This is a genomic window from Maribacter caenipelagi, from assembly GCF_004364175.1.
GTDB lineage: Bacteria > Bacteroidota > Bacteroidia > Flavobacteriales > Flavobacteriaceae > Maribacter > Maribacter caenipelagi.
This window is the reverse complement of the sequence record NZ_SNZW01000011.1, coordinates 918,181-942,589: the sequence shown is the minus strand read 5'-3', so window position 1 is coordinate 942,589 and position 24,409 is coordinate 918,181. Positions and strand designations below refer to the sequence as shown.

The following is a 24,409-nucleotide window of genomic DNA, read 5'->3' as shown; positions in this document are numbered from 1 at the left end:
GTATTTAGAAAAAAAGAACAATCAGTGAGGTTAGAAACTAATTTAGTGTAAACCATAATCTATAACTTTTGTAAACCATGTATATTAACGAACATTTAAAATTCCGTTTCATAAGATAGTTTAGATTAAATGATTATATCTTTGATAGTATCAAATGATAGTATCAAAAATGAAACCACATTACGAAATAACATCTGTTATTTTAAAATTAATAACTTCTATTTCAGAGAAAATAGGAGAAGTAAATGCTAATTTATTAAATAAACCTTCGCCGAAACTTAGAAAACAAAATAGAATTAAAACTATTCATTCTTCCTTAAAAATAGAAGGAAATACGCTTACAGAAGAACAAATTACAGCGCTTCTTGAAAACAAAAGAGTTATTGGTCCTAAAAAAGATGTTCTAGAAGTTTTAAATGCAATTAAAATCTATGAAAACTTAGAAGATTATAGTCCTTCAAATGAAAAATCCTTTTTGAAAGCACATCAAAACTTAATGGAAGGTTTAATTGAAAATTCTGGAAAATATAGAATTCAAAGTGTCGGAATTGTAAAAGGCTCAAAAGTTGAACATTTAGCACCACCTTTTGGAAATGTGCCATACTTAATGAAAGACCTTTTTGAATATTTGAAAAAATCTGATGAAATTGAATTAATTAAAAGTTGTGTTTTCCATTACGAAATGGAATTCATACATCCATTTTTGGATGGAAATGGTAGAATGGGAAGATTATGGCAAACTTTAATTTTAATGGAAAAATATCCAATCTTTGAGTTTCTACCCTTTGAAACGTTAATTAGCAACGACCAAGAAAAATATTATAAAGCCTTGGCTGAAAGTGATAAATCAGGAAAATCAACTAAGTTTATTGAATATATGCTAAACGTAATTGACATTTCAATAAGTCAATTATTAGATTTCAATAACAGAACCTTAAGTGAAAAAGACCGATTAGAATATTATGTTTCCTTAAATAAAACCGAATTTACAAGAAAAGATTATATGGATATTTTTAAGGATATTTCTTCTGCAACAGCTAGTAGAGATTTGAAAAAAGGAACTGAACTAGGTTTATTTGAAAAAATAGGAGAAAAAAATAAAACAATGTATCGACTAAATTAACTGGGCACAACACCGGTAACCGTTGCACAAGCCATTGATCAGAAATAAATATGATTGATATAAGCCTCTTCAAGGGGCTTTTTTAATACCATGTTAAAAGCTGAACGTTAATTTTCGGTGCGCCGCAGAAGTGCTTTTCAGGTAATGACCCATGATTTTTACGAATAATAGTAAGCCGAGCTTCCCTGCCCCACTTTTGGAACTTTTTTGTTCGAACTTCAGGTACTCCTGCCTGCCGGCAGGCAGGTCTTCAGGTTATAGGCGATCGCCGATAAATACATGACCTTATTGGCCTGTTCGAGCCCAATGGTGTTCACCTTCCTCATTCCCATGAACTGGGTCAACGTACCGAAAACGGGCTCTACCGCACTCTGTCGCTTGCCTTCATATAGCGTTCCTGTGGGCTTTCCACCCGGGCGATGTTACGAAAACATTCCGCCTGGTATTAGGTGACGCTGAAATTCTTCTTCTGTGCGCTTTTACTATGAAATATTTTCACTAAAAAAGACTTTAGCATTGAAAGAAAAAATGCGAAAGAGATTCTTGTTTTAATTTTTTAACAACCTTATCTAGCTAATCGAAAAGTACGTTTCACTCATTAATCATTGCATATAAAATGAACTTGGCACAGTTTTGTATTGTAATTTTATAATGATGAAAAAGCTATATCTAATTTTAATCGTATTCATGTTTTCACAATTTGGTAATGCCCAAAAGAACAATTCTTATGACCAACTTTGGAAACAGGTGGAAAATTTTGAAGATAAAAACCTTACCAAATCTGCATTAAAGCAAACGGAAGCCATATTCAAAAAGGCAAAAGGAGAAAAAAATAAGGTACAGATTATAAAGGCTCTTCTATATAAATCTCATTTCATTATAACTCTTGAGGAAAACGCTAAATTAAATATTGTCAATGAGTTCAAATTTGAAATATCATCAGCGGATACTATAACCAAGAGCATTCTACATAGCCATTTAGCGAACTTATATTGGCAGTACTATCAACAAAATAGATATCGTTTCAACAATAGAACTAAAACCGATGTTAAGATTGACTCAGCAGATTTTAGAACTTGGGATCTAGATACGTTATTTAAAGAAATAGACTATCAATTTACCTCATCTCTAGAAAATGCAAGCATAACACAGCAACTTCCTATTTCAGATTTTGATGAAATTTTATTTAAAAAAGAAGAAAATCGAAAGTACAGGCCTACGTTATTTGACATTCTTGCGCATACAGCTTTACAATTTTACACGACCACTGAAAATAGCATCAACAAACCCAAAGATACTTTTGAGATTGCCAATGAAGCCATTTTATGCGAAGCCTACACTTCAAGTTTTCTGAATTTTGGAAGTAGCGAAAACCTATCATTACAATCAAGAGCATTGGGAATCTACCAACAGCTAGTAGCATTTCATTTTGGCGACCCAGATATGAGTTCCTTAGTTTTGGTAGATATTGAGCGACTACGTTTTATTCATAAAAATGCAACGTTCACCAATAAAGATAACCTGTTTATTGAGGTCTTACAGAATTCCGCAGAAAACATAAAGCACAATGCCCTTTCAGGTTTATACTCCTATGAAATTGCCCTTCAATATCAACAATTAGCACTCACCTATACGCCTACGGAGAATATAGAACACCAATGGAAGTTAAAAGATGCCCTTTCTTTATGTGATGATGTTATTGCACGATTTCCAGAAAGCTTAGGTGCGCAGAGATGCTTAGCTCTAAAATCAGAAATTCTTGAGAGCCGTATTTACCTAACCTCAGAAAAGCATATACCTACAAATACGCTTAGTAGAATATTAGTTAGGTATAAAAATATAGAAAACCTGACTTTAAAGGCTTATGATATAACGCCAAAACAATTAAAAGAACTTAAAGAATTATATAACGACACCAAAAAACAAGCCTACTTAAAAAATTTACCTTTAGCTAAAACTTGGTCGTCATCTTTAAAAACGGAAAAAGATTTTCAACAACACAGTACCGAGATTTCTGTTCCAAAGTTAGCGAATGGCAATTACGTAATTGTAGCAGAATCCAAAGACGAAAAATCATATTCATATAGTTTTACTACCATACAAGTAACCAATTTTGCAATTAGTGAAACGCAAACTAATACGCAGCAATTCTACCAAGTATTTGATCGTAATAACGGCAAGCCCATTACCAATGCCGAGGTTATTTTTAGTTATCAAAAAAACTATAATTCGCCCGTAAAGCGTAAAATATTTACGACCGATAAAAATGGTAATATCACTATCCAAAAAAGTAAGGAAAGTTGGAACAACATAGAATTAACTATTAAAAAAGATAAGGAAACGGCTTACTTTGGTGAATACTACATCAATAGAGGCTATTCTCAAAATAAAGAACAAATCAACTATTCATGTTTTTTATTCACCGACAGAAGTATCTACAGACCAGGGCAACCTATTTATTTTAAAGGTATAGCAATTAGCCAAGAGCATGGCGTTTCTAAAGTTTTAGAAAACACTCAAGTTCAAGTTGCACTTTTTGATGCTAACGGACAAGAAATAGAGAAACTCATGCTAACATCTAATGACTACGGATCCATTTCAGGTGAATTCATGCTGCCAAATTCAGGATTAACGGGTCAATTTTCTATTCGGGCATCTTCTAGTGCAAATGGGTTAAACGGATATACAAGTATCTCCGTAGAGGAATACAAACGTCCAAAATTTGAAACCAATTTTGAACCTGTAACAGAAACATACAAAGTCAATGACAGTATAAAAGTTATAGGTGATGCAAAGGCATACGCAGGAAGTGCTATTTCAGATGCCAAAGTAGTTTACCGTGTAAAGCGAGTGGTAAGCGTGCCAAGATGGTATTATTGGACCAGACCGTATTTTGAAGGTTCTTCTCAAGAGATTGTACAAGGAGAAACCGTTACGGATGCGTTGGGCAATTACGAAATTATTTTTAAAGCCCTACCTGATAACAGTATTGCAGAAGAGAACCTACCTACGTTCAACTATGAAGTTTCTGCAGATGTTACCGATATAAACGGAGAAACACGAAGTACGGTAACCAATGTTGCCGTGGGCTATCATGCACTTAACGTGAAACTAGTAGTGCTAGAGACTATTGACAAGACCCTTAAAAATGCTAGCGTCAATATCACCAGTAGAAATTTAAACGGTGAATTTATGGCGGCAACAGGAGATATAAAATTATACAAGTTAAAGGCACCAGCAAACGTTTTACGTCCAAGACCTTGGTCTACACCAGACTATCCTGGTTTTTCAAAAGATGAATTTTTGGAACACTATCCGCACGATGCTTTTGAAAACGAAGACGATTCTGACTTTTGGGAAAAAGGTAAAATGGTATGGCAATCTAACTTTGATACTCAAAAGTCAAAAGAAATCAGTTTAGGTAAAATCAAGAATTGGGAATCTGGCAAATATAGATTTGAATTAAACTCAAAAGACAAATTTGGGCAAGAAGTAAAAGATATTGCTATTATTACGTTAATAGGAAACGAGAATACAATAGCCGACAATCAATTATTTCAAATAAAAACGGACAAAACTCAATATGAAATTGGTGACAAGGCACAAATAACATTTCTATCTGCCGCCAAAGATTTGAATATTACTGTTTTGATTGAAAAAGAGAAAAAGACTATGGAGACCGTGGTCATTAAGCTAAACAACAACTCGAAAACAATAACGGTACCGGTTACAGAAAATGACCTGGGCGGATTCGCCATTAACTACAGCTATGCATTTGCCAATCATTTTAAATCGGAAAACCACAACATTCTTGTACCCTATCCATCAAGCGATTTACAAATAGAGACCACTACGTTTAGAGATAAAATAGCGCCTGGCATAGATGAAACCTGGTCTTTCAAAATTAAAGGTCCAGAAGGTGAAAAAGTAACTGCTGAATTATTGGCGAGCATGTATGATGCTTCTTTAGACCAATTTCGAGGGCACTCATGGGGCTTTTATCCTCTATATAGACCAAATTTCTATTCGCAAATCAGAACTAACGCTTATCATAGTTTCTCAACGAATAACTTTTCTACCTTTTCAGATTATGATGGCTTGAGCTACCCAAGTTTAAACTTTGATTCTTTTAATTCGTTCGGGTTAAATTTTCTTACGTTTGAAGGTTTTTATGAATCTCGTAAACTATCAAGATCTGCCGCACCAATGGAAATGATGGCAGATGATGCTCTTTTAGAAGAAGTGGTACCTGTTGGTTCTTCAATTAAAAAAAAGGAAAACGAATTATCAGGAGCTGTTTCAGGCATCACATCTGAAGAATTAGATTCTGAAAAAAATAAAAAAGATTTTGGAACGGTTAGCATTCGTAAAAATCTTCAGGAAACTGCTTTTTTCTTTCCAACATTACAAACGGATAAAGAAGGGAATGTATCTTTCAATTTCACCACTCCCGAAGCATTAACACGTTGGAATTTACAACTCTTGGTACATACTAAAGAGTTAGAAAGCACCATCACTAACTTAACAACAGTTACTCAAAAAGAATTGATGGTGACACCAAATGCACCTAGGTTTTTACGTGAAGGTGATAAAATTACTATAAGCACAAAAATTGCCAACCTAACAGAAAAATCACTAATTGGTGAAGCAAAATTAGAATTGACCGATGCATTAACAGGTACCGATATTTCAAAACAGTTGATGGGAACAACTGACATAGTTGAAGCTAAATCATTTGAAGTAGATTCTATGGGGAATACCCAAGTTTCTTGGAATCTAAAAATTCCTGAAGGGTTACAAACCGTTCAATATAGAATCATAGCAAAAGCAGGTGATTTCTCTGATGGCGAACAGAATATGTTACCCGTATTGTCTAACAGAACTTTGGTTACCGAAACCCTACCAATGTGGGTTCGTAGTAACCAAACCAAGACATTCACGCTTGATAAATTGAAGAGCTCTTCTTCGACAACTTTAAACCATCATAAGTTGACTTTAGAGATGACGTCAAATCCTGCTTGGTATGCGGTACAGGCACTGCCCTATTTAATGGAGTATCCATATGATTGTAACGAGCAGATATTCTCAAGGTATTATGCAAATACCTTAGCAAGTTATATTGCTAATAGCAACCCTAGAATTCGTGAAGTATTTGATCAATGGGTGAATTCTGATGCATTACTAAGTAATCTTGAAAAAAACGAAGAACTAAAATCGCTTTTAATTCAAGAAACACCTTGGTTACGTGATGCACAATCAGAAACCGAACAAAAGAAAAGAATCGGATTGTTGTTCAATTTGAACAAGATGAAAAACGAACAACAATCAGCTTTAAACAAGCTTGCTCAAAATCAGAATTCAAACGGAGCTTGGTCTTGGTTTAATGGTGGTCCAGATAACAGGTACATTACCCAACATATAATTGCGGGTATGGGGCATTTGAATCATTTGGTTACTTCAGCTACGCTCAGCAACAAAAATTCGTCAACTTCGTTCAACTCTCAATCAGAAATGATTGAAAATGCAATTTCATATTTAGATGATGAGTTTGTGAAGGAGTATGAGTATATGAAGAAACATGCATCTAATATAAATGACGACCACCTAAGTGCTAATCAGGTTCATTACTTATACATGCGTAGCTTTTTCAAGGATATTAAAACTTCTGAGAAAGTAGATGATATAACTACCTATTATATAAAACAGGCACAGAAATATTGGAAAAAAAGAGGTTTGTATGCAAAGGGAATGTTAGCCTTGGTTCTGCACCGAAAAAATGATGTAAAAACATCTGCCAAAATTTTACGTGCTTTAGAAGAAAATAGTATTACTAGCGAGGAATTGGGAATGTACTGGAAAAGTAATACCAGCTCATGGTTTTGGTATCAAGCACCTATAGAAACCCAAGCTTTGTTAATTGAAGCCTTCTCTGAAATTCGCCCTGCGGATATTGAGACGGTCGATAACCTTAAAATATGGCTACTAAAAAATAAGCAGACCAATCAATGGAGCACTACAAAGGCAACTACTGAAGCAGTGTACGCTTTACTATTACAAGGTAGCGAGTGGTTATCGGTTACAGGTGCAGTTGAAGTTTTAATTGGCGGAGAGAAAATTAACACTTCGACATTAGAAGATGTTAAGGTTGAAGCAGGAACCGGCTACCTTAAAACCTCTTGGAACACCAATGAGATTCAACCAAAAATGGGTGAAATACAAATTAGAAAAAAGGGTGACGGAATTGCTTGGGGAGCTTTGTACTGGCAATATTTTGAGGACTTAGATAAAATTACAAGCGCCGAGACTCCGCTAAAATTAAAAAAGAAAATCTTTTTGAAGAAGAATACAGATTCTGGCGAAGTGATTTCTGAAGTGACCGATAATACTACGTTAAAAGTGGGCGACTTAGTTAAGATAAGAATTGAGCTAAGATCAGACCGAGCTATGGAATTTTTACACATGAAAGATATGCGTGCAGCAGGGTTTGAACCCGTAAACGTAATTTCAAGATACAAGTGGCAAGATGGCCTAGGGTACTATGAAAGCACTAAAGATGCAAGCACTAATTTCTTCTTTGATTATTTACCAAAAGGAGTTTATGTATTTGAATATGATGTACGTGTAAATAATGCTGGTGATTTCAGCAATGGAATTACTACCATACAAAGTATGTACGCACCAGAGTTTAGCAGTCATAGTGAAGGAGTTCGTGTAACGGTAGAAAATTAACGGAATTACGAACATAGTGAAGTAATCTGCTTTTGGGCTGACTAAAAACTCTTAACTTACTAATGACAAACAGATTGCCACGTCGCGAAAATGCTCCTCGCAAAGACGAGTTAATACACAAAAAAAGGGCGCTACCATGTAGCGCCCTTTTGTCTTTTACTAAAAAATAACTTACCAAATACTAACTCTCTTCTCAGGAGCCAGGTACATGGCATCACCTTCTTTAATATCAAAGGCATCGTAAAATTCTTGAATGTTCAATAGTGGCTGTGTAGCCCTAACCATACCTGGAGAGTGTGGGTCAGTCTTAATCTGAGTTCTTAAAGCCTCATCTCTACTTTTTGTTCTCCAAACCGTAGCCCAAGACATAAAGAAACGTTGCTCAGCAGTGAAACCATCAATATCTTCAGGACGACCATTTTCAGCATAGTATTTCTGAAGTCCGTCATAGGCACCTAACAATCCACCTAAATCGCCAATGTTCTCACCTAGGGTAAATTTACCGTTTACATAGACATCTGGCAATACCATTACGCTATCATACTGTACGGCTAATGCATCGGCTCTTTCTGTAAAAGCGGTTAAATCAGCTTCTGTCCACCAATTTTTTAAATTTCCATCAGCATCAAAACGAGAACCGCTATCATCGAAAGCATGAGAAATCTCATGACCGATCACAGCGCCAATTCCGCCATAATTTACGGCCTCATCAGCAGTATAGTTATAGAAAGGAGGTTGTAAAATTGCAGCAGGGAAAACAATCTCATTGTTCAATGGGTTAAAATATGCGTTTACCGTCTGTGGAGACATTCCCCATTCCGTTTTATCAACAGGCTCACCAATTTCCGAGTAGTTCTTCAACTCTCCCCATTTGTTTACCGCAGTCATATTCTCAAAATAAGACTTGTCTGCAGAAACTTGCATTGTAGAATAATCTTCCCACTTATCTGGGTAAGCAATCTTAACGGTGAATTTATCCAACTTTTCAATAGCCTTAGTTTTGGTAGAATCGCTCATCCAATCTAAAACAGAAATACGTTCTTTAAAAGCATCGATTACGTTGGCAATCATTAATTCAGCTTTAGCCTTAGCTTCTGGCGGAAACTTAGCATCAACATACAACTGACCTAAAGCTTCACCAACAGTACCGTTTACCGTTGCCAATGCACGCTCGTCTGCAGCACGTTGTTCTTTTGCACCTCTCAAGTATTTGCTATAAAATTCCCAATCTGCGGTTTCAATTTCAGTCGTTAATTTTCCAGCAGCACTATTAAAGGTATCCCATCTTACCAAAGTTTTGATATCTTCTATCGGTGTCGTTTTTAAGAACTTGTCCAAAGCTTCGGTATATCTCAATTGAGTAACCAAAAGTGTATCGAACTTTTTAGTAATGCCTAAATCAGATATAAGTTTTTTCACATCTATAGTAGACATCATCTTATCTACCTCAGCAATAGTTCTAGGGTTGTTGTAGTTTCTAGCATCTCTGCGTTCTACTTTATTTAAACGTGGTTCTGCCAATTGCGTTTCCAATGCTAAAATTTTGTCGGCGGCTTTAGTTGCATCAGCTTCAGAATCACCTAATTTTTGCAACATTTTAGATACGTGCTTTTTATACTCTTCACGTATTTCAACAGATTTCTCGTCTTCTTCTAAATAGAAATCACGATCAGGCAATCCTAATCCGTTAGCACCTAAATACACAGCGTTCATACTACTGTTATTTAAATCTGCACCAGCACCAATGTTTAGGAAAGGCGAAGACACAGCGGCGTTTGTTGCCAATACTGTCTGAAGATCCTTTAAGTTTTTTACAGATGCAATTGCCTCAAAAGCTGATTGCAACGGCGCAATACCTGCTTTGTTTCTAGCAGTAGTATCTAATTTTGTATCAAAAATCGCCAAAGCTTTAGCTTGGTCGGTATCTGGTGCATAGTTTCCACTTTCTTTCGCAGTCGCCAAAATTTTCAACACATCCTCATCAGTAGACTTACGAAGTACACTGAAACCACCCCAACTTGTTCTATCATCAGGTATTTCGGTAAACTTCATCCAGTTTCCGTTTACGTAGTTATAAAAATCTGATTTAGGATTTTGAGTAGTATCCATGTTCGCTAGAACAATACCGGGGATTTTTTCAACTTCATTTGTAGGTTTAGCTTCCTCTTTACATGAAGCTAGAGCTACCAAACCGGCAGCTAGAAAATAAATTTTTTTCATTTGTGAGATAGTTTTAAACGTGTCGGTCTATAAGACGCTCGTTTTGAGTTTTGTTACAAAAATAACAGGATTTTATTTTCAGTACGTTTATTTCACTATCAATTTAGAACATTAACATTTGAAATGAAGCTATTTACAAGGTATAAAACAGTCAAAAAAGTATAACAATTTCATGTTAACTCATTGAAAGTACCGCTTCACTCATTGTTCATTTTATAAGACCGTGTTCCATTTTACTTTAGAGGTATAGAAACGAAACCAAAACATTATGAAAAGCACATTAACAATTGCAGTCAATGAACCATGCAAAGAAAAATTTAGTAATTTTAGTACAACCGAGAAAGGAGGTTTTTGCCAAAGCTGTGAAAAAGAGGTTATTGATTTTACCAAGTTATCAGATAATGAAATTGTCAATTACCTAAGCGCAACCAATAAAAAGACATGTGGTATGTTCAAAGCATCACAACTAAAATCGTATGAAACTAATTCATTAGATAGTATGACCAATTCTATGCTACATAAAGGAATCGCAATGATGAGTTTTTCTCTACTAGCACTATGCGCTACAGAAGTAAAAGGTCAAGAAACTGCCAGTATAGAACCACCTATTGAGGTCGTTTCTACAGATGTAATGGGCGATATTTCATATGTTGAAATTGTTCAAGAAAAACATACCGTAACCGGTACTATAGTCGATGAAGCAAACGAACCATTACCTGGTGTTAATGTAGTTTTGAAAGGAACCACCGTAGGTACACAGACAGATTTTGACGGTAAGTTTGAATTCCCTCAACAACTAGTTGAAAATGATATTTTGGTGCTTAGTTTTATTGGTTATGAAACCAAAACGTACAAAGTAACAGCAAACGGAAGCTCTAACATAGATATCAATATTACATTTGATACGTATGATGTTGAACTTATGGGAACGGTTGTAATCGGGGGGACTTACTCCAGCAAAAGAAATATTTTTCAAAAGATTGGAGATATTTTTAAAAAATGAGAATTTTTACAATACTATTCACGCTCTTAATCTCAATAATGAGCTTTGCCCAACGTTCAGATTTTCAAGAAATTGATTTTACAAAAGCGGACAGTGTAGCTCATTATTATAAAGATGCTAGCCTAGCAAATTTACCAGTACTTACCCACAATTTAACCACATCATTAGAAACCGATGTAGAAAAATTTCGAGCAATATATACATGGATTGGTTCGAACATTGCGAATGATTATTCGTCTTATGTAAAAATAAGCAACAAGAGAAAAAGGCTTGCTAAACACCGGCAAGCATTTTTAGAATGGAACAGAAGTATTACACCGAAAGTATTTAAAAGCTTGTTAGATAATCGAAAAACTGCATGTACCGGGTATGCATACTTGGTAAAAGAAATGGCAAATCTTGCAGGGTTTACATGTGATATAATTGATGGCTACGGACGAACACCATCCCTTTTATTAGAAGAAGATAGTGCACCCAACCATTCTTGGAACCGAATTGAAATAAATGATAAATGGTATCTGTGTGATGCTACCTGGTCTGCCGGGGAAACCATTATTATTGACAGCTCTCCGTTTTTTCAGCCAGATTATTTCGACGGATATTTTCTTGCCAATCCTGTTTTGTTTTCAAAAAATCATTTTCCATTACCCAAAGAAGAAAGTCAACCTATAAAAAAGGAAAGTTTAAATGCATTTATTGCGGGACCTGTTGTTTACAAAGAAGCTTTTTTAGCACCAATAATTCCAATAGCTCCAGCAGTAATGCAAAACCATATTCAAAAAGGAGCATCGGTAACCTTTACGTTACATGTACCAAATGAATTTGTTGGAGATGTACAGCTATTGCTAAACAAAGGTGGGAGTCAAAAAATTGGTGATGCAAATATTATAAAGAAGCAAGCTGAAATCAGTCTAGTTCAAAAATTTGAAAAGAAAGGCTTGTACGACGTACATATATCGGTTGACGACCAACTGATTGCCACCTATGTAGTTAAAGTTAAATAGAATTATTCTGGCGGATATTTACTGAATATCTTATTAACAACGGCTTGTATGTTCTCTGATTTTTCTTGAGGTGTATCTCCTTCTCGAAACGGACTCTCGCTTATAGCTTGCCAAATCAACATGTCTTTATTAGAATCAACAAAATCGATCTGTAGCTCTCTCGTCATTTTTGGTCCACCAACGGGTATGCCGATAGACACTCCTCCACCAATACCCCTGTTACCACCTCCAAGACCAACACCAACATTACTACCACTCGATTGTTCCCTAAAAACTACACTTTTAATATTAATGAACATATCTGGTTCTTCCGAAAACATAAACCCTTTTTCGCCTAAAGTGGCATCCATAGCATCCATTAACCTTTTCTCGTCCAATTCGCTTAGACCCGTTTCCATATCACCAAAATAGTTATAGGTAGCATACGAAGTAAAATCGGTCTGATTATAGTAATCATAATTTACCCTTGTAGATCCGCAAGAAGTTAAAACGAGGAGAATAACAGTAAAAAAGAAAACTTTCATGATATACACTTTCTTTAAATTTAAAGAAAATAACAGCGTAAAATAGATTTTTTAGAAGGTATTCGACTAAGCGTTAAGCATTGCCCAAAGCTTATCTTTCAATTCAACGATGCCCATTTGAGCAACCGATGATATAAACATGAAAGGTGTACCTTTTAAATCTTTATTGAGTTCTTCTCTCATTTCATCCATTAGTTCATCATCTAGCATATCGCTTTTAGAGATACAGATAAGGCGCTCTTTGTCTAACAATTCTGGGTTGTAGCGACGTAACTCATCCAATAAAATCTCATATTCTTTGCTGATATCTTTACTATCTGCAGGAATTAAGAATAATAAATTCGCATTACGTTCAATATGTCTTAAAAAGTAGTGTCCTAAACCTTTACCTTCAGCAGCACCTTCGATAATACCAGGAATATCTGCCATTACGAAACTCTTAAAATCGCGATATTCAACAATACCTAAATTCGGTTTTAAGGTGGTAAACTCATAATCTGCAATTTTTGGTTTTGCCGAAGTAATCACAGATAATAAAGTTGACTTACCTGCATTAGGGAAACCAACAAGACCAACATCTGCTAAAACTTTAAGCTCTAAAAGAAACTCACCTTCAAGTCCGTCCATACCAGGTTGGGCATATCTAGGTGTTTGGTTCGTTGACGTTCTAAAGTGCCAGTTTCCACGACCACCCATACCGCCTTTCAGAAGAATTCTTTCTTCATCATGCTCTGTAATCTCAAAAAGCACTTCTTTAGTTTCAAAATCTTTGACTACTGTACCTAAAGGAACATCTAAGTATACATCTTCTCCATCTGCCCCGGTACTACGGCTCTTACTACCATGTGCACCATGGCCAGCTTTAAAATGTTTTGTGTATTTAAAATTGATCAGGGTCCAAAGATTCTCGTTCCCTCGAACAATTATATGTCCGCCACGACCACCATCACCACCATCAGGTCCACCTTTGGTAATAAATTTTTCACGGTGCAAATGCACAGATCCCTTGCCTCCTTTACCAGAAGTCAAACCCACCTTTACATAATCTACAAAATTACCTTCTGTCATGGTATACTTTTAAATATTCGATAAACCCATTATTTAGGGTCTACAGCAAGCAAATCATCTACGAAGTAAATGAATATATCTAGTTGTTAAATTATAAGCCAAAGTCTAAAGAATCGTCTATGTAAAACACATAGATCAAATAAACTATGGCGATAATTATAAATGTCAAAATAGCAAAACCCACGGTAAGCATGCAACTCTTTAAACCATCTTTTGGTCTTATTACTTCATCTGGCATATCGGTGAGTTCTATAATCGGTTTAGAAGAGCTTTAATCTAGCGCTTCTATCACCTTTGTTAAACGCTCTGTAATTTCCGCTAACGATCCAATTCCGTCTACACTATAAAACTTATCTTGAGATTCGTAAAACTCCTTTACGGGAGTAGTTTTTACATTATACTCTTCAAAACGGTTTCTAATTTTAGCAACATCTTGATCATCACTACGACCACTAACTTTACCACGTTCCAATAGGCGCTCCAAAAGCACTTCGTCATTTGCTTCTAAAGCAATTGTAGCATTTATTTTCATGTCTTTAGACTCCAAGAAATTATCAAGAGCATCTGCCTGTGCCGCAGTTCTAGGGAAACCGTCGAAAATGAACCCGTCTGCATCCGGATTTTTCTCAACCTCTTCTTGTAACATTTTAATAGTTACTTCATCTGGCACCAAATCACCTTTATCAATATATGATTTGGCCAAAGTACCCAACTCCGTTCCGTTTTTGATATTGAATCTAAAAACATCTCCGGTAGAAATATGCTTTAAATTATATTTTTCTTTTAGAAATTGTGCTTGTGTGCCCTTGCCGGCTCCTGGCTTACCAAAGAGTACAAGATTAATCATATGTTTCTGGTTTAATTGGTATACTTCTTTTAAATTTCTTCCCTGTTCTTTATAATCTAGACCATAACCAACAATAAAATTGTCTGGTATTGCCAAACCGAAATAGTCAATGGCGTATTCACCTTTGTAAACATCTGGCTTATAAAAAAGACTGGCTATTTTAAACTCTTTAACCTTAGTTTTAGAAAATAAATGCACCAATTTCTGCAAGGTACGCCCTGTATCAATAATATCTTCTAAAATAATGACACTACGCCCTTCAATATTTTCTGGCACATCTAACAATGTCTCTACTATACCCGTAGATGTTAAGCCTTGATAAGAACTAAGTCTTACGAAAGAAACTTCGCAAGGATGTTCGTAGGCCTTCATTAAATCTGAAATGAACATAAAAGAGCCATTCAAGACACCTACAAATATGGGCGTCTCATCTTTATAATCTTCGGCAATTTTATCGGCAACCGTTTTTACAGCCTGCAAAATTTCAGATTCGCTGAGATAAGGTTTAAAAAACTTGTCGTGAATTTGTATCAATTTTCATAAATTATCAAGGTTTGCAAAGATAAGGTATTGCCTTGTGTTTTTGATTAGAAAGGAATTGGTTTCTAAGATTTAACCGTATTTTTGTAGTACTTAAGGCGTTTTTTCAACTGCCAAAAGCAACAATTATATGGATTATTTTTCTTCAGATTTTAAATTAGGCATTTTAGGTGGTGGTCAACTAGGTAAAATGATGTTGTACGAAACACGAAAATGGGATATTTACACCAAAGTTCTAGACGCTTCTTCTGAAGCGCCCAGTAGAATGTCATGTAACGAATTCGTTCAAGGCAGTCTTTTAGATTTTGACACGGTCTATAACTTTGGAAAAGATGTAGACATACTAACAATAGAAATTGAAAATGTAAATCTTGATGCTTTAGAGAAATTAGAAGATGAAGGTGTAAAAGTGTATCCACAGCCAAAAGCGTTGCGTATTATTCAAAATAAGGCAAAACAGAAATTGTTTTACGTCGATAACGATATCCCAACTGCAGATTTTCAACGTTTTGCTTATTTGAGCGAAATTGAAGATAGTATTGAAAACGAAGCATTACAATTTCCATTTGTTTGGAAAGTAGCACAATTTGGATATGACGGGCAAGGAGTTAAAGTGGTGCGTAGTTTAGCCGATTTAGAAGGATTGCCTACCGGTGAGTGTATTGCCGAAACCATGATTCCGTTTAAGAACGAATTAGCCGTTATTGTTTCTAGAAATGCGGAAGGAGAAATTAAGACCTACCCCGTTGTAGAAATGGAATTTCACCCAGAAGCCAATCAAGTAGAATATGTTATTTGTCCTGCCCGTATTGATGAAAAGGTAGCAGAAAAAGCACGTTCATTGGCATTGAAAGTTGCCGAAAAAATAGGACTGACCGGGTTGTTAGCCGTTGAAATGTTCCAAACCGAAGACGATCAAATTTTAGTGAACGAAGTAGCGCCAAGACCACATAACAGTGGGCATTATAGTATTGAAGCAAGCTATACCAACCAATTTGAACAGCACATACGTAGTATTCTAGGCTTACCATTAGGTAATACTGACAGTAAAGTTGCAGGTGTAATGGTAAATTTAGTAGGTACAGAAGGCCATACAGGTGATGTAGTTTATAAAAATATAGAAGAAATTTTAGCCATGGAAGGTGTTACTCCACATATATATGGAAAAGCACAAACAAGACCATTTCGTAAAATGGGTCATGTAACCATAGTTAACGATGACCTTGCAAAAGCTAGGGTTATTGCCGAAAAAGTAAAAGAAACAATTCAAGTTATTTCAAAATAAAAAACATGAGTAAAGTAGCCGTAGTAATGGGTAGTACAAGTGACATGCCCGTAATGCAAGACGCCATAGATATTTTAAAAGGTTTTGATATTGAGGTAGATGTAGATATTGTATCTGCCCATAGAACACCGGAAAAACTCTACGATTTCAGTAAAAATGCACACACCAATGGGTACTCGGTTATAATTGCCGGTGCCGGTGGGGCAGCCCATTTGCCGGGTATGGTCGCTTCTATGTCTCCATTACCAGTAATTGGGGTTCCTGTAAAAAGCAGTAATTCTATTGATGGTTGGGACTCTGTCCTCTCGATTCTTCAAATGCCAGGTGGTGTACCAGTTGCTACCGTTGCACTTAACGGAGCAAAAAATGCAGGAATCTTAGCTGCTCAGATTATAGGTAGCTCAGACAAATGTGTTTTAGACAAAATTATTCTTTACAAAGAAGGTTTAAAGCAGAAAGTTATAGATGGCGCAAAGGCGGTAAATAACAAATAGAAATGAAAAATTTCCTGATTCTGTTCCTAGTACTCTTAACTTCATGTCTATCTGTCCAGGATTTTGAAGAAATAAAGCTTACCCAACCTACTATGGTCAGTATTTCTCCAGATAGCATAGCAACTAAAAAAATACAGGGGAAAATGGGTGGCGAAAACTATTTTGTTTTCATTGATGACGTAATGTGGTATCATAGTGAATTAATGATGTTGGTTGATAGTTTTGAAATTGAACAGCTTAACACAGAAAAAAGAAAGATAAAACTAATTGGAGGAAAAAATCATTGGCAGATTGATATGGACACCACCGATTTAAAATGGCGATACATATATTTTGATGGCACGGAATTTTTAGAGAGAGATGCCATCACAATGAAAGAATTTTTAAGCAATTAAAATTACAACGAATAAAAAATGCAAAATCCACTTCTTACAACTTTTGATGAGGCACCATTTTCAAAAATAAAAAACGAGCATTTTAAACCTGCTTTTTTACAGGGTATTGAAGATGCAAGAGCCGAAATTGATGCTATTGCCGAAAATAGCGATGCCCCGACATTTGACAACACTATTGAAGCATTAGAATTTTCTGGTCAACAATTAGACCGAATCTCAAGTGTATTTTTCAACTTGAATTCTGCTGAGACAAATGAGGAGATCCAGAAAATTGCTCAAGAAATTTCTCCATTACTTTCAGAATTTGGTAATGATATCACTTTAAACGAAGGGCTATTTAAAAGGGTAAAAGCGGTGTATGACCAAAAGGATAGTTTAGACCTTACCGTAGAGCAAAACACGCTATTAGATAAAAAATACAAGAGTTTCAGTAGAAACGGCGCTAATCTATCCGATGATAAAAAGAAACGTTTACGAGAAATAGATGCAAAGCTTGCTAAACTTAAATTGACTTTTGGTGAAAACGTACTTGCCGAAACCAACAAATATCAATTACATCTAACAGATGAGGCAGATTTAGACGGATTGCCTGAGGGCGAAAAAGAAGCTGCCGCACAGATGGCAATTTCAAAAGGCAAAGAAGATGGCTGGATGATCACCTTAGATTACCCAAGCTATATACCCTTTATGAAATATGCTAAAAATAGAGAACTTCGTAAGAAGCTTTCTCTAGCTTTTGGCAGTAAAGGTTTTCATAACGATAAACTGGACAATCAAGAAAACGTTCTTGAAATTGCCAAATTACGTTTTGAACGTGCCAATCTTTTAGGTTATAAAACACATGCCAATTTCGTTCTAGAGGAACGTATGGCAGAAACGCCCGAAAAAGTACATTCTTTCTTAAACGAATTGCTGGAAAAAGCGAAACCAGCTGCAGAACGCGAGTTTAAACAACTAGAGGATTTCGCAAAAAAATTAGACGGTATTGACCGACTTGAAAAATGGGACAGCAGTTACTACTCTGAAAAATTGAAGCAAGAGCTTTTTAATTTAGATGATGAGAAATTAAAGCCTTATTTCAAGTTAGAAAATGTTATAAATGGGGTTTTCAAAGTTGCCGAAAATTTATTCGACTTAAATTTTGAGGAAGTAACCGATGTCGAAAAATATCATGATGAGGTAAAGACCTATAGAGTATACGATAACGATAAGAATTTCATTTCTTTATTTTATGCGGATTTTCACCCAAGAGCAGGAAAACGCGGTGGCGCTTGGATGACCTCTTTTAAAAGTCAATGGAAAAGAAATGGCGAGAATGTGCGTCCGCATATATCAAACGTGTGCAACTTTACTCCGTCCACAAAAAGTAAACCTTCACTACTTACATTTAATGAGGTTACGACCCTATTCCATGAATTTGGTCACGGTCTTCACGGTATGTTAGCAAACACTACCTACCCAAGCCTATCTGGAACATCTGTATTTTGGGACTTTGTAGAATTACCAAGTCAGGTTTTAGAAAACTGGTGTTATGAAAAAGAAGCATTAGAGTTATTTGCAAAACATTACGAAACCGGTGAAACCATACCTATGGAACTGGTTGAAAAAATAAAAGAATCAGCTACTTTTCAAGAAGGGATGCAAACGCTACGTCAGTTAAGTTTTGGACTATTGGACATGTCTTGGCACGGTATTGAACCAACAGGGATTACCAATGTTAAAGCACATGAAGATGAAGCGTTCAAAGACACAAGTTTGTACCCAGAAACTCCAGAAACTTGTATGAGTACTGCATTCTCACATATATTTCAAGGAGGCTATTCTTCTGGATACTACAGTTATAAGTGGGCAGAAGTTTTAGATGCAGATGCCTTTGCTTATTTTAAAGAAAAAGGAATTTTCAATAAAGAAGTAGCAACCAAGTTCAAGGACAACGTTCTTTCTCAGGGCGGTACTGAAAACCCTATGGTCTTGTATAAAAGATTTAGAGGAGCAGAACCAAAGGTGGAAGCATTGTTAGAAAGAGCTGGGTTATTACAATCGTAATATTCTACTTATAAACTAAAAAAGGGAGTCGATTTACATCGACTCCCTTTTTTTTATTTTAAAACTATATTACCTTATAATTACCATTAATCACAATACATATATCAATTCAATACAACCTATAGGCGTCTATATGTTTAGAAGAAATATTCAAAAGATTTAAACATTCTGGTCGAGACCCTAGCATTATTTTTTCCTTAACTTCAAAGATGGTAATGCCATCAACATCTATTACCTCCATTTATAAATAAGCATCATTCTTGGTTATTTTAACATAACCAACCCTATTATTATAATCATTTGCATCAATTAGATTGCTCCTGAAATTAACTCGACCTAAATACGAACAACTATTAGCGTAAAATACTACGATTTACAAAAGAGTAAAGCATAATGTAGTTTATATAATCTTCTTTACTCATATCAACGACAAAAATGCAAAACATACTAGAAATCAAATATTTAATAATTACCTTGTAGCTAAATAGCCACAATACTACTCTTTTATGGCGAACCTTTTTGTTTTTGATTTTTCGTAATATATACTAAACAACATTTAAGAATGGGTAAGGGGAACTCTCTTTCAAATCACGATGAAATTTTGGCAACTTCTAATAGAGTTACTAAAATGGGTGTATTTCAATATGACATACAACAAAATCATATTGATTGGAACGAAACCCTAAAAGAGATCCATGAAGAATCATATGATTATATTCCTACTACCGAAAATTTCTACGGGAATATTGAGTCCGCTAATTCTAAAAATCAAATTCTACAAGCACATCAAGAAGCACTAAGAAATGGAACTCCTTTTGAAATTGATTATAAAATAGTAACTGCAAAAGGTAATACAAGACATGTACGGACCTCGGTTCAACCAATTCAAAAAGCCATAGAAATTACAGGTATTTATGGCGTGACTATGGATATTACCGAAAGTGAAGCTCAACAAGCAGACACTCTTCAAAAACTAAAGCAATTAAACTACGCTGAAAAACTTGCAAAATCAGGTTCTTGGGAATGGGACATTGCAACGGACACATTAACATGGTCAGAAAATTTTTATGTGATTTTTAATCACGATAGAGAATGCCCAGTTTCATACAACACCTACCTCAGTTATGTACACCCAGATGACAAAGAAAAGATCATTGCAAAATTTGAACAAGCACTAAAAACTAATTATTTTCCTGAATCAAGCTACCGTATTCAATTGAAAGATGGCACGATCAAAACTCTTAATTCTATAGGGAAAGTAATTACAGATAATATCGGTGAGGTCATAAAAATGGTTGGTACGTGCCAAGATATCACCGAAAAAACAGAGCGGGAGAGAGAACTATTACAAAAGAAACGTCAATTAAAATTGACAGAAAATAATAACAAATCTGGCTCATGGCAATTAGACCTCATTAAAGATGAATTTAAATGGACAGATAATCTATATAGAATTTTCGACTTTAAAGTCGGTGATAAAATAAATTTTAAAACCTTACAAGACTACATCCATCCAGAGGATAAAGAATTGGTCCAAGAAAGGTTTGCAGAGATAATAAACAACAGGAAATCTCACACATTTAAGCATCGCATTGTATTAAAAGATAATACTGTCAGAACTGTTAAAGTAATATCTGATGCCATAACAGATTCTAATGGTACGGTCGTAGAACTAATAGGTACGACTCAAGATATAACCAGAAAAATAGATATTGAACAAAAACTAATTGAAAAGAATCAACTACTTAATTTTGCCGAACATCTTACACAGATGGGATATTGGAGGTATAAACCAGAATTAAATGAAGTATTCTGGTCTGACAATCTATATAAAATATTCGATCATCCTAAAACTAATAAATTAACTTTTGAATCTTACTTCAATAAAATTCACCCAGAAGACAAAGATTTCGTTAAAGAAAAAATTGACCAATCTATTAGCGAGCAAAACTTCTATGACTTTACACATAGAATTATTGTTAGCGCTAACGAAATCAAAGTAATTCAAATTATAGGCAAAGTAACAAGAAACCTAAATGACGGTCAACTAGAATTACTTGGCACTTGCTTGGATATTTCAAGAAATGAAACTAAAGAGTTAGAGCTTTCGCAAAAAAACCAGCGATTGAGTATAGCCGAAAAAATGGCTATGATAGGGCATTGGCAATGGGACACTGCAAAAAACACTGTTTATTGGTCAGAAAATCTTCATGCAATTTACGGTCATGATAAAAACAAACCTTTAACTTTTGAAACTTACATTAATTACGTTCATGAAGAAGATAGGGAAACGGTGGTTACCAACCTAACCAACGCAATGCAAAATGGAGATTTTCCAGAATCTACCTACAGAATTCAATTAGATGATGGCACTGTTAAAATTATTAAATCTAGTGGTAAAATAATTCTTAATAAAAAAGGTGAGGTATTAGAAATGTCTGGCATATGTCAAGATATTACTATTGCTAGAAACAAGGAACTAGAATTACTTGAAATAAACCGCCAATTAAACCTTGCAGAGCAAATGGCAATGCTAGGTATGTGGGTCTGGAAACCAAGTAAAAATATTTTCAAATGGTCTGAAAGTCTTTATAAAATTTATGGTTTTGAATCAGGTTCAGAAGTAAATATAGATATAGCGATAGCTATGATTTACCCACCCGATAAGGGCAGAGTACAAAAAGTAATTGACGACCTATTAAAAGGAATACATCAACCCAGATCTATTTATAGAATTCTGCTTGACAATAATGAAATTAAAACTTTAGAGGTTAGACGTGAAATTTATAAAGACGAACATGGAAATATTGAATTATTTGGCACTACCCAAGATATTACACATATTGTAGAAACAGAACAATTACTTAAAGAAAAAAACCACTTACTTTCCTTTACCGAAGAAATGGCTTCTATGGGTTCTTGGCAATGGAATCCTTATACAGGGGTCTCAAAATGGTCAGACAATCTCTATAAAATATATGACCTTGAGCTAGGTTTACCTATAGATATGGATTTATTTTTATCAAGAATACATCCAGAAGATTCTAAAATAGTTACTGATCACATAGCAAATGTGGTAACAACAAAAAAAAACGATTCACTTTTATTGTACCGAATTATTCTGAATGATGGTACTATTCGATCTCTAGAATTAATGGCCGAAGTAGTAAAAGACAACAACGGTAAAATAATAGAATTAATTGGCACCGCACAAGATGTAACAGATCGTATTAAAAGAGAGCAAGATTTATTAGAAAAAAACCAACTTTTAAATTTCGCCGAACAGCTCTCCAGTATTGGTTATTGGAAATGGGACATTGTCAATGATGTTATGGAGAAATCGGAAAATTTATTGAAAATTTTAGATTTTGATCAAGAAACGAAACTTAATTTCAATACATATATAAATAGAGTTCACCCAGTTGATCGCAAAAAAGTGATTGATGTTAGCCGTAAAATAATAGAAACAAAAAAGTTTGATAAATTTCATCATAGAATCATAAAGAATGATAATTCTATTCGATCAATAAAATTAATTGGAGAAGTAATACTAGACTCAGAGGGCAACGTTATCGAATTAATAGGTTCTAGCCAAGATATTACCGAACAAATTGAAGTTCAGAAAAAAATATTGGACACCAATAGAAATTTAGAAAAATCAACCATTACCCTAACCTCTAAAAACAAACAACTTGCAGAATTCAACCATATAACATCACACAACTTAAGATCCCCGGTAAGCAATCTTAATGCATTATTAGCCATATATAAAAGTGCCAACAATGAGACTAAAAAAGGTGAGATATTTGGAAAGTTCGAAATCGTAATAGGTCATTTAACAGAAACGCTAAATGCCTTAATAGAAACAATAGCAATAAAACACAACGCTGTTGAGACAACTCAAAAACTTTGCTTTGAACAGACCTTATTAAAAACAAAAGAAATTTTAGCGGCCGAATTAATAGAAAGTAACGCCAACATAAGATGTGATTTCTCTAAAGCAAAAAATGTAAAATACAATCCTATTTATTTAGAAAGTATTTTTCTTAATTTAGTCAGTAATTCACTGAAATACAAATCTGAAAACAGAGTGCCAGAAATTTTAATTACCTCAAATATTGTTAATGGAAAAACGACCTTAGAGTTTAAAGATAATGGGCTAGGTATAGATATGAAAAGTAATGGTCACAAATTATTCGGACTTAACAAAGTATTTCACAAACACCCAGATGCAAAGGGTGTAGGACTTTTTTTAACCAAGGCACAAATAGCTGCCATGGGAGGTTCGATTTCAGCAGAAAGTAAAGTTGACGTCGGCACATCATTTTTTATCATTTTAAATTAAAAAGATGGACAACAATATTCAAGTTTGCGTAATAGATGATGACGAAGTATTTCAATACACCATTCTTCATACCTTACAAGCTCATAACTCTGTTGGTAATATCATGCCTTTTACCGATGGGGCAGAAGCAATGAACTTTTTTAATATAAACATTGACAACCACGATATATTACCCGATGTAGTTTTTTTAGATGTAAATATGCCGGTTATGGATGGTTACAAATTCATGGACGAATACATAAAATTAATACCAAAAGTTACCAAAAAAATAACGATATATATTCTATCATCGTCTGTAGACTTAGTTGATTTTGAAAAAACAAAAAACATAAAGGAAGTAGCAGACTACATCGTAAAACCGATAAGAGATAACCAATTGACTAAAATTCTTGCAGAATTATAAATGGCTTATATTAGTTACTAGAATAAGCGTCATACCCACCTTCTAAATTAACAACATTCTTAAACCCAAGCGCTGCTAATCTTTCTTGAGACTTTAAACTTCTACCCCCCATTTTACAGTAAACGAAGATTTTTTTGTTTTTATCAATATCTTGTATTTGCTGATTGAAGTCATCCGAAAACCAATCAATATTAATGGCTCCGACAATACAACCTGCCTCAAACTCTGCCGGCGTTCTTACATCTAGCAAAATTTCTTTAGACTCGTCAAAACTGGTAAACTCACTAATCGGCTTAGATTCTATTTGACCTATAGCAAACTGAGTACTTATTAACAGTACGGTCAAAAGCATTTTTTTCATGATAATGTCGTTTACAACCAAA

Annotated in this window: 17 protein-coding genes; 10 read left to right on the top strand and 7 right to left on the bottom strand. The window is 34.9% G+C overall.

Annotated features, from left to right (window positions below; all coding sequences use genetic code 11):
- The first annotated feature begins 169 nt into the window (after positions 1-169).
- On the top strand, positions 170-1,123 hold the full coding sequence (locus DFQ03_RS04835) for a Fic family protein (protein WP_133671990.1): 954 nt from the start codon (positions 170-172) through the stop codon (positions 1,121-1,123).
- A gap of 218 nt (positions 1,124-1,341) precedes the next feature.
- Here the strand turns inward: DFQ03_RS04835 and DFQ03_RS04830 are convergent, their stop codons facing one another.
- Positions 1,342-1,455 carry a hypothetical protein gene (locus DFQ03_RS04830; RefSeq protein WP_394346254.1) on the bottom strand — a complete coding sequence of 38 codons (114 nt, stop codon included), beginning with the start codon at positions 1,453-1,455 and terminating at the stop codon, positions 1,342-1,344.
- Between the two features lie 322 nt (positions 1,456-1,777).
- On the opposite strand from DFQ03_RS04830, the gene DFQ03_RS04825 reads away from it, so the two are divergent.
- Positions 1,778-7,852 carry an alpha-2-macroglobulin family protein gene (locus DFQ03_RS04825; RefSeq protein WP_133671910.1) on the top strand — a complete coding sequence of 2,025 codons (6,075 nt, stop codon included), beginning with the start codon at positions 1,778-1,780 and terminating at the stop codon, positions 7,850-7,852.
- A gap of 171 nt (positions 7,853-8,023) precedes the next feature.
- Here the strand turns inward: DFQ03_RS04825 and DFQ03_RS04820 are convergent, their stop codons facing one another.
- Positions 8,024-10,072: a M13 family metallopeptidase gene (locus tag DFQ03_RS04820; RefSeq protein ID WP_133671908.1), complete on the bottom strand. Its 2,049-nt coding sequence runs from the start codon at positions 10,070-10,072 to the stop codon at positions 8,024-8,026.
- Between the two features lie 268 nt (positions 10,073-10,340).
- On the opposite strand from DFQ03_RS04820, the gene DFQ03_RS04815 reads away from it, so the two are divergent.
- Both DFQ03_RS04815 and DFQ03_RS04810 read left to right on the top strand, forming a co-directional pair.
- Positions 10,341-11,075 (top strand): carboxypeptidase-like regulatory domain-containing protein, encoded by a 735-nt coding sequence (locus DFQ03_RS04815; protein ID WP_133671906.1) that lies wholly within the window; start codon positions 10,341-10,343, stop codon positions 11,073-11,075.
- A complete protein-coding gene (locus DFQ03_RS04810; protein WP_133671904.1) occupies positions 11,072-12,079 on the top strand; it encodes a transglutaminase domain-containing protein in 1,008 nt (335 codons plus the stop codon). The genes DFQ03_RS04815 and DFQ03_RS04810 overlap by 4 nt, the downstream gene beginning before the upstream one ends.
- A 2-nt stretch (positions 12,080-12,081) precedes the next feature.
- Here DFQ03_RS04810 and DFQ03_RS04805 read toward each other — a convergent pair whose 3' ends face one another.
- From DFQ03_RS04805 to DFQ03_RS04795, 4 genes are all read right to left on the bottom strand, one after another.
- Positions 12,082-12,603 (bottom strand): DUF4136 domain-containing protein, encoded by a 522-nt coding sequence (locus tag DFQ03_RS04805; protein WP_133671902.1) that lies wholly within the window; start codon positions 12,601-12,603, stop codon positions 12,082-12,084.
- Between the two features lie 66 nt (positions 12,604-12,669).
- Complete coding sequence (gene obgE / locus DFQ03_RS04800; RefSeq protein WP_133671900.1) at positions 12,670-13,671, bottom strand: GTPase ObgE; 1,002 nt, start codon at positions 13,669-13,671, stop codon at positions 12,670-12,672.
- 91 nt (positions 13,672-13,762) lie between these two features.
- The gene (locus DFQ03_RS18760) at positions 13,763-13,909 is read right to left on the bottom strand and encodes a hypothetical protein (protein WP_157483744.1); all 147 of its coding nucleotides are present in this window, start codon (positions 13,907-13,909) and stop codon (positions 13,763-13,765) included.
- Between the two features lie 33 nt (positions 13,910-13,942).
- On the bottom strand, positions 13,943-15,052 hold the full coding sequence (locus DFQ03_RS04795; protein ID WP_133671898.1) for an adenylate kinase: 1,110 nt from the start codon (positions 15,050-15,052) through the stop codon (positions 13,943-13,945).
- A 136-nt stretch (positions 15,053-15,188) separates the two neighbouring features.
- On the opposite strand from DFQ03_RS04795, the gene DFQ03_RS04790 reads away from it, so the two are divergent.
- From DFQ03_RS04790 to DFQ03_RS04765, 6 genes are all read left to right on the top strand, one after another.
- Positions 15,189-16,343 carry a 5-(carboxyamino)imidazole ribonucleotide synthase gene (locus tag DFQ03_RS04790; protein WP_133671896.1) on the top strand — a complete coding sequence of 385 codons (1,155 nt, stop codon included), beginning with the start codon at positions 15,189-15,191 and terminating at the stop codon, positions 16,341-16,343.
- Positions 16,344-16,348: 5 nt separating this feature from the next.
- Entirely contained in the window at positions 16,349-16,837 is a 489-nt protein-coding gene (gene purE, locus DFQ03_RS04785) for a 5-(carboxyamino)imidazole ribonucleotide mutase (RefSeq protein ID WP_133671894.1), read from the top strand.
- Between the two features lie 2 nt (positions 16,838-16,839).
- The gene (locus tag DFQ03_RS04780) at positions 16,840-17,232 is read left to right on the top strand and encodes a hypothetical protein (protein WP_133671892.1); all 393 of its coding nucleotides are present in this window, start codon (positions 16,840-16,842) and stop codon (positions 17,230-17,232) included.
- Between the two features lie 18 nt (positions 17,233-17,250).
- On the top strand, positions 17,251-19,278 hold the full coding sequence (locus DFQ03_RS04775; protein ID WP_133671890.1) for a M3 family metallopeptidase: 2,028 nt from the start codon (positions 17,251-17,253) through the stop codon (positions 19,276-19,278).
- Positions 19,279-19,840: 562 nt separating this feature from the next.
- On the top strand, positions 19,841-23,623 hold the full coding sequence (locus DFQ03_RS04770; RefSeq protein WP_133671888.1) for a PAS domain-containing sensor histidine kinase: 3,783 nt from the start codon (positions 19,841-19,843) through the stop codon (positions 23,621-23,623).
- 4 nt (positions 23,624-23,627) lie between these two features.
- Entirely contained in the window at positions 23,628-24,026 is a 399-nt protein-coding gene (locus DFQ03_RS04765; RefSeq protein WP_133671887.1) for a response regulator, read from the top strand.
- A 10-nt stretch (positions 24,027-24,036) separates the two neighbouring features.
- On the opposite strand, the gene DFQ03_RS04760 is transcribed toward DFQ03_RS04765, so the two are convergent.
- Positions 24,037-24,387, bottom strand: coding sequence for a rhodanese-like domain-containing protein (locus DFQ03_RS04760; protein ID WP_133671886.1), 351 nt, complete (start codon positions 24,385-24,387; stop codon positions 24,037-24,039).
- Positions 24,388-24,409 lie beyond the last annotated feature (22 nt).